The 571-nt window shown below is 59.7% G+C and carries 1 protein-coding gene; it reads left to right on the top strand.

Annotated elements, in window-relative coordinates; genetic code table 11:
• Positions 1-268: 268 nt before the first annotated feature.
• Positions 269-571: 30S ribosomal protein S4 (gene rpsD, locus EOA33_RS38025; protein WP_127407862.1), on the top strand; the 303-nt coding region annotated here is incomplete at its 3' end.

The following is a 571-nucleotide window of genomic DNA, read 5'->3' as shown; positions in this document are numbered from 1 at the left end:
GTGCCACGCACAAGCTTGACACCGCCTAAATCTCCGTTTAATCAGCGCGCCAACACCGGGCCGCAATGCCCGGTGGTTTTCTTTATGCGCAAGGCAGACGGAAGTTCGATTGTTTCTTCCCCGGCCTTGTTAACTGACGTGTCCCGTGGGTTTTCCGTCGCGTTGCGTGGAAAACCCTGTCAGGTCTCGAAAACGGAGGCCAGAGGAGGGCGCGTTTCCTTCACTCGGAGCATGAGGTTCCGGGTGTATTGTTTTGAAAGGGAATGCGATGAGCAAGCGCGAATCCGCGAAATACAAGATCGACCGCCGTCTCGGCGAAAACATCTGGGGCCGCCCGAAGTCCCCGGTCAACAAGCGTGAATACGGCCCCGGCCAGCACGGCCAGCGCCGCAAGGGCAAGCTTTCCGACTTCGGTCTGCAGCTGCGCGCCAAGCAGAAGCTGAAGGGCCACTATGGCGACGTTTCGGAAAAGCAGTTCCGCAAGGTCTATGAAGAGGCGGACCGCCGCAAGGGCGACACCTCGGAGAACCTGATCGGCCTGCTCGAGTCGCGTCTCGACGCGGTCGTCTAC

The sequence above is a fragment of the Mesorhizobium sp. M4A.F.Ca.ET.050.02.1.1 genome, assembly GCF_003997725.1.
Taxonomy (GTDB): domain Bacteria; phylum Pseudomonadota; class Alphaproteobacteria; order Rhizobiales; family Rhizobiaceae; genus Mesorhizobium.
This window is presented reverse-complemented; position numbering and strand designations above follow the sequence as displayed.